5 protein-coding genes and 1 pseudogene are annotated in these 6,645 nt (G+C 69.1%); 3 read left to right on the top strand and 3 right to left on the bottom strand.

The window, feature by feature from the left end; all coding sequences use genetic code 11:
* Positions 1-196: 196 nt before the first annotated feature.
* Positions 197-433 (top strand): annotated as a pseudogene (locus BSB02_RS43750) (DNA alkylation repair protein); the annotation flags it as partial.
* A gap of 10 nt (positions 434-443) precedes the next feature.
* Here the strand turns inward: BSB02_RS43750 and BSB02_RS42655 are convergent.
* On the bottom strand, positions 444-611 hold the full coding sequence (locus tag BSB02_RS42655; protein WP_240506887.1) for a hypothetical protein: 168 nt from the start codon (positions 609-611) through the stop codon (positions 444-446).
* A gap of 1,628 nt (positions 612-2,239) precedes the next feature.
* Here BSB02_RS42655 and BSB02_RS40160 point away from each other — a divergent pair.
* Entirely contained in the window at positions 2,240-2,776 is a 537-nt protein-coding gene (locus BSB02_RS40160) for an AfsR/SARP family transcriptional regulator (protein ID WP_143591499.1), read from the top strand.
* A 27-nt stretch (positions 2,777-2,803) separates the two neighbouring features.
* Here the strand turns inward: BSB02_RS40160 and BSB02_RS33570 are convergent, their stop codons facing one another.
* Positions 2,804-3,193: a DUF6463 family protein gene (locus BSB02_RS33570; protein WP_084965012.1), complete on the bottom strand. Its 390-nt coding sequence runs from the start codon at positions 3,191-3,193 to the stop codon at positions 2,804-2,806.
* Positions 3,190-3,738, bottom strand: a complete 549-nt coding sequence (locus tag BSB02_RS33565) for a TetR/AcrR family transcriptional regulator (RefSeq protein ID WP_084965011.1) — start codon at positions 3,736-3,738, stop codon at positions 3,190-3,192. Before BSB02_RS33565 ends, BSB02_RS33570 begins: the two co-directional genes overlap by 4 nt.
* A gap of 1,043 nt (positions 3,739-4,781) precedes the next feature.
* Here BSB02_RS33565 and BSB02_RS33560 point away from each other — a divergent pair.
* On the top strand, positions 4,782-6,599 hold the full coding sequence (locus BSB02_RS33560) for a BTAD domain-containing putative transcriptional regulator (protein WP_158088807.1): 1,818 nt from the start codon (positions 4,782-4,784) through the stop codon (positions 6,597-6,599).
* The last annotated feature ends 46 nt before the right edge of the window (positions 6,600-6,645 follow it).

The following is a 6,645-nucleotide window of genomic DNA, read 5'->3' as shown; positions in this document are numbered from 1 at the left end:
CGCCCAACGGCCAACGCCAGACCCCTAAAGTTCCTGACATTGGCCATCCGGCAGACTCCCAGGCAGGGTGACCGGACGACTGGGGGCGCCAGGTCCGGGTGATGAGGAGTGACACCGCCCGGGTGCGGGTCCTCCGGCTGGAGCGGTGAGTTTCGGCCTCCGCAGCGGTCTGTACCGGGCGGAGAGGAGTTGTGTGATGCCTGACCCTGTGCAGACATCCGCCGAGATGAGCGCCGAGTCCTTCGTGGCCGCCCTCCGGGCGCATGGCTCGCCCGTTGACGTCGACAAGAACCGGCGTCATTTCCGGACATCGAGTGATTTCCTAGGCGTGCGCATGGGCCAGGTGTTCGCCCTCGCCAGGCAATACGTGGATCTGCCGCCCAGCGAGATCGACAAGGTGCTGGACAGCTCCATCCACGAAGTACGCGTCGGCGCGGTGAGCATCACCGGGCTCGGGCGTTGCGCCGGCGGAGGCAGGCGCCGATCATCGCGTTCTGCTCGTCGTGGGTGCGGTGGCCGGCGCCGTTGAGGGTGTAGTACCGCAGCGCGGCAGACTCCGACTCGATCCTGTTCAACCACGAGCCGTAGGCGGGCGGGAACACCAACCCCACGTCGTTCTCGCCGGCCCGGGCGCGGACCTGCGGGTGACAACCTCTCGTCGGGCCAGCCCGGGTGATGACTACCATCCCGTTGGGCCACTGGGTCTTCAACGCGCCGAAAGAACGACTCGGCCAAGGCATTGTCCCGGCACCCGTACGCCGGCGGACCTGCGCATGCCGTACCGGCCAGATGCCGCCCGCATTCGTCATAGCGAACCCTTCCCCGGCGGGGATGTAGGTGATGTCGCCGACCCGCTGACCCGGGCGGGCCCTACTCCCGGTGTCGTAGCGCGGCCGGCCGTTGATCCCGGTGCAGTAGCGCAGATGACTCCGCTTGAGGGACGCCCCCGAACAGTGACCGGACGACGATTGCGGTCATGAGGATCCCGGCCGGGACATCCATGGGGTCGGGTTGCACCGGCCTGCCGCGGGTCGCGGGTGCTCCTGTCCGCCGGCGTGGCGCGGCGGCAGCACACCGAACTCGGTGCAGCCCTGCGCCGTCGGCTGGCCTGGTGAGCGGGATGTCCGACAGCACGGGGGAAGTCCCCGTCGCACACATTGATCATGAGAGGACGATCGTCGTGAAGATCCGACTGGTGACATGCGCAAGCATGGCCGTGTTGAGCGTCGGTGCGGGCATGGTGACGGCGGTTTCCACGCCTCAAGAGACGAGGGTTGTGCTGGCAGGCGCAGGTAGAAGACGCCGGGCTACGCAGCCTGGCCGGATCTGACCTCCTCCGTCTCCTGATCCTGCACGCAGAGTGACGCCGTCACAAGAAGTGGATCGGAACCCACGCACTTGGTCGTCGACATCGAACCAGGGGTGCAGGTCAAGGTGGATCGGCTGACCGTGAGTCTCCATGAGTGGCCGTGGTTCCTCGCCTGTTCCGGCACGGATCTGGCACACGATCATGGCCTGACCTCTTCCTTACCATCACGATCATTGCCCGCGTTGCACGGCTCTCGATCTCTTGGCTTGAGTCGAAGTGTCGCAGAGCCGGCGAAGGCGTTCCGCAGGCGTCATGCCCGACACTCCTCATGGTCTTCCGGCCGTGCCGCGGAAGCCCGGCACCCGGCCGGGTGCTTGTCACGGGCTGCCGATTTCCTGCGGGGCGCGATTCAGAGGAGGCCGGCAATGGCAGCCGGCCGCGAGACGCCGCCGGGCGAACTTCGAGGATCATCAAAAGAATTGCTTTACCTGTCCGTCGTCCCGGATACTCAATGCTGTTCCGGCGTCCGACAGTTCTCGGGAACGAGAAAGAGGGCCCATGAAATCAATAACTATGAAATGCGCCACTCCAGCTCTCCTGGTCGCCTCTCCGGCGTTCGTCGGGGGAGCGGGGACGGCCTCGGCGGCCGCCGCCGGGGCAACTTGAAACGTACACTCGGCCGGTCAACTCGCCGGCCTGCCTGGACTGACCCGGATGTCAAAGGCAAGCACGAAGCTCCAGTCCTGACCTCACCTGTTCATCGGATGCCCGGCCCGGGCTGGACTCACGCTCGACACCCCGGTAACCCCATGGCCGACTCTACAAATTCGACCTGCGCAGCGGCCATCGCTCCGGCTTCACGGCGGCTTCCGCCGTCCGCCTGATCGATGGGCTCGAAACACCTGCCATCCGCAGACAAGGCAAGCGTAAGTGCTGTCACTCAATCTTCTGGGCCCGGTAGAGGCCACCGTGAAAGGCCGGACGATGCCTCTGGCAAGCGAAGGCCCCGGCATCGTGATCTGCTCACTGGCCCTTTCTCCAGGCATACCGGTCAGCTGTCAAAACCTCTATGAGGCACTCTGGGGTGACTACCCGCCGAAATCCTGCCGTCAATTACTCAATCATTTCATTGCCGGATTGAGAATCCGTTTGAACCTGCGAAGCGACGAGCTCATCGTCCAAGCCGGCGGCGGATACCTTCTCGCGGCACCTCATGAATTCAGCGACCTGCAGAGATTCCACCGGTATCGCCGGTTCGCCCGGCACCTGGCGGCCCAAGGCCGTGCTCGTGAGGCTGCTGCCGTGTACGCCAAGGCCCTTGCGCTGAACCGCGGAGCGCCCTTCGGCGGCGCGGGCCAAGGGTGGCTCCGCGCGGCCGCCACCGGCGTGAGGGACATGATCCGCAGCACCGAGGCCGAGGCCCTCCGGCTCCATGAGGAGCAGTTATCGGGTGCGCAACCGTGTTGAGCGGCTCGCCCCGGCATGCGACGGCGCTCACGACGCCCGGACGGGACGGCGGGAGGCGGCCAGGGCGAGAAGGCCGATGGCGACCAGCGCCCAGCTTCCCGTCACCGGGAAGTAGATGACGCACATCGGCACGCCGAGCGCGAGCAGGTACCAGCCGACCTGGGCGGGGAGGCGGCCGGCGGCGCGCAGCGCGTATCGGGCCAGGGTGCCGATGGCCAGCAGTGCCACCCCGCAGGCCAGGAACCACACACTTGCCTCGCGCGCGAAGTAGTGGGGAGCGGCGACGTCGACATTGGTCATGAAGAAGCCGTCGCCGGCGATGCCGACCCAGTCGTGCGGTTGCGCGAACGCCCAGACGAAGTGCAGCAGGGCGGTCGCGATGATCAGCCGGGGAACCCAGCGAGCGAGCGTGGTCATGGACGGTCACTCCCCTCGCCCGGCGCCAGGCGCAGGGCAAGATCATAGATATCTCTCAACTCGGCGGCAGGGACAGGCGGGATCACGTGTTGCGACCCGACAAACACCAGGTAGAGCAGGCTGGCCATGGCCGCGCTATCGGCTTCGCCGCCCACTTCCCCCCAGAGCCGCCGCAGGTAGTCAAGGCGCAGCTCGTCCACCTGCGCCTGCATCGCGCGGACCTCGTCATCCTGCAGTGCCCAGGCCCTGATGGCGGGCTCCAGTCCCGGGTCTTCGTCTTCCAGGACAAGGGCGAGCAGGCGGTCGAGCCTGGCCCGGGCGGTGGTGCCGGCGCTCTCGGCGGCGGTGATGTAGCGGTGGGTGTGCTCGGCGGCGAAGTGCTCCAGGAGTTCGGTCTTGTAGCGCGCCATGCTCTTGAAGTGGTGGTAGAAGGAGCCCTTGGTCAGGCCGAGCAGTCCGGCGAGTCGCTCGATCGTGAGCCCGGGGACGCCCTCGTCGGACAGCACCCGTAGTCCCGCTTCCAGCCACTGCCGCTTCCCTGCCATGATGTCCTCCTTGCTGGGACCATACCATACTGTACGGTATGGTATCGGGTTCAACGTCGGCTACCTCGACCCTTACACGGGTGAAGTCCTCCCGACCTGGGAGCGAGCCAATCATGATCGATATCCGAGACAGGAGACGTTTTTGCTGTTCGTCGGAGACGACTGGGTCGAAGACCACCACGACGTCGAGCTGATGGATGCCTCAGGCCGCTGGTCCGGCCGCGTGCGGATGTGCTCCCGCCGGCACGGTCGTGTCCGCCGGGCCCAGCCTTGCTCGGCCGGCCATGAGGTCGCGCATCGTCATGCTCTGCATGCTCTGCCTGTGCGGGGTCATCGCCATGGCGGGGCCCGCCCAGCGGGAAGGAGCGGTCCCGGGCGCACGCCGCCTGAACATTCGTCCAAGACGGCGGCTGCGGTGTCGGACACCTGCCCTCATGACATCGCCGACCGAAGGACCGGCGCACCGGCCGGGGCGCGCCTCGCCGGGCATGCGCCTCCGGCCCGCCATCGACTGGGACCGCGCTTCCGACGAGAAGATCATCGCGTTCCGCACGGCGACGAACGCCGGAAGATCGTCCCCCATGGCCCGCTTCGTCCTGAGTTTCCCTGACCGCCGCGAGCTGATCGACAACGGCTCGCGCCATGACGACGTTCCCCGCTCGACGTTCCAGCGCGTTCCCGAGCCCAAGCTCGGGAAGGTACGACTGCGCCTGGACGTCACCGTCCCCGGGCTCGATGCGGCGCGCTCGCAGATCGAGCGACCCCGCGCGTCACCCCCCACACGCTTTCTCACGACGAGCGGGCAGAGCCGATCAGGCTCGTCGGGCGAAGAGCAGGCCGCGCAGCGGATGCCAGTCACGATCGCGAGCGAAGGACAGGGACCCCATGATGCACACACGAGGTGGGATGAAGACGGGATACCGGCCCCGTTTCGGCGGCGGCGCGGCGGTGGCCACTGCGCCCGGTGGAGAACGACGCGCAGGAGCGCCGCCCGGCCGGGTCGGCCGCGGGGCTCCGGCTCCCTGCTCAGGAGTGATCGGGCGGTGAGGTTCCTCGTCCTGGGGCCGCTCGCCGTCGAGCCGGAGGGCATGGCGCGGCGCCCCGTGCCGGGCGCCAAGAACCGCGTGCTCCTGGCGAGCCTGCTCCTGCGCGCCAATCAGGTGGTTTCCATCGACCAGCTGGCCCAGCGGCTGTGGGGTGACGACCTGCCCCGGGATCCGCGCAGGGTGGTGCAGACGTATGTGGTACGGCTGCGCCAGTGGCTGGGCGACGGCGAGCAGACCATCCGCAGCCACGGCGGCGGCTACCTCGCCGCCCTGGAGCCGGAACGGCTCGACATGCTCGCCTTTCAGCGCCTGCTCACGCTGGCGGGCCGGGCCGGCGACGCCGAGCGGGAAAGCCTGCTGCTGCGCGAGGCCACCGGGCTGTGGCGCGGCCCCGTCTGCGACGACGTCGCCTCCGACGTCCTGCACCAGGTGGATGTTCCCGTGCTGGAAGAGCAGTACCACACCGCACTCGAGCGGCGGATAGACCTCGAGCTGCGTGCCGGGCGGCAGGGCGCACTCATCGCCGAGCTGCGCTCCCTGACCGCCCAGCACCCGCTGCGGGAGCGGTACTGGGCCCAGCTCATGACCGCGTTGCACCGCGGCGGCCGCCGGGCCGAGGCGCTGACCGCCTACCGGACCGTGGCCCACCATCTGTGCGAGGAGCTCGGCATCGCTCCCGGCGGCGAGCTCCGCCGGTTACACCACGCCATCCTCACCAGCGGTGACCGGCACGCGGAGCGCGCAGCGCCGGAAGGCGGCCCCGGCCCGTCCCGTGCCGAGGCGCCTCCCGGCTCCGCTGGGGATCACCCGAGCATGCCGGGATTCTCCGAACTCGACCTCGGCCCGCCGGACGAGGTCCGGGTCCGCGTGGTGCAGCATCCCGGCGCGACGCTGCTGTCCCTGCTGGCCGACAGCATCGGAGGCCGCCCGCACGGGGTGCCGGCCCGCTGGCGGCGCACGGTCAGCCAGCTCGTCGCCGACGCGGGCGGCGACCTGCTGGCCCCCCTGTTCGACGCGCGGGCCCCCGTCGTGCCGGACTGCTTGAGCCCCACGGCCTCCATGCCGTTCATAGAGCCCGCAGCCGGGATCGAAGCGCGAACCTTCCTCGACGCGCTGGCCGACCTGGACGCCGACGTTCTGCTGGCGGAGCTGGCCGCCGAGTTCGGCACGGATCTGCCCGCGCCATGGCGTCCGGTGGTCAACCGGCCCCGCTGGTGGATCGGCCGGTACGCCCGCCTCATGCGGCTGCTGTGGCAGGAGTTCGAGCCGGCCTGGCGGCGCGCCGAGCCATTGCTGCGCAGGGAGAACGAGCGGGTCGGCATTGCGGCGGTCACCGGATCTTTGGAGGCCGTGCTGGGCGGCCTCAGCGGCCGGCACCGCTACGCCGACGGCCTGCTGCAGCTCCCCGACCCGCACGGCAAGCGGTTCGAGTTGTCCGGCAGGCGGCTGGCGTTCGTGCCGGTCATCTCCGGAGACAGGGCGTGCCTGTTCAGCTTCGACCAGCCGGGGCTGGTGTGGGTGGGCTACCCCGTACCCGGGCTCGGCCAGGCCTGGAATGAGCCCGGCCGGCGCCCGCCGCGAGGCGGCGCCCTCGCCCAGGCACTGGGCGAGACCCGCGCCGACATCGTGCGGCTGGTCCAGACGCCACGCACGATGAGCGAGCTCGCCGCCCTGCTGTCCCGATCGCCGGCCACGACCACCTACCACTGCCGGCAGCTCGTCGCGGCAGGCCTCCTGCGGCGCGAGCGGCGGGGCCACCAGGTGTGGATCAGCCTCACCGACAAGGGCGCCGCGCTGCTCGAGCTCCTGGCTTGAGCCGAAGGGCTGAGTGAAGGCGTTCTGTAGGCGCTGTGGTCAACAC

This window comes from Thermoactinospora rubra (assembly GCF_002093975.1).
Taxonomy (GTDB): Bacteria; Actinomycetota; Actinomycetes; order Streptosporangiales; family Streptosporangiaceae; genus Nonomuraea; species Nonomuraea rubra_A.
The sequence above is the reverse complement of the archived record's forward strand: the minus strand, read 5'-3'. Positions and strand labels throughout refer to the sequence as shown.

Coding starts and splice junctions, on each gene's coding strand:
- BSB02_RS33570 (WP_084965012.1), bottom strand. CDS start 3,193: ATGACCACGCTCGCTCGCTGGGTTCCCCGGCTGATCATCGCGACCGCC.
- BSB02_RS33565 (WP_084965011.1), bottom strand. CDS start 3,738: ATGGCAGGGAAGCGGCAGTGGCTGGAAGCGGGACTACGGGTGCTGTCC.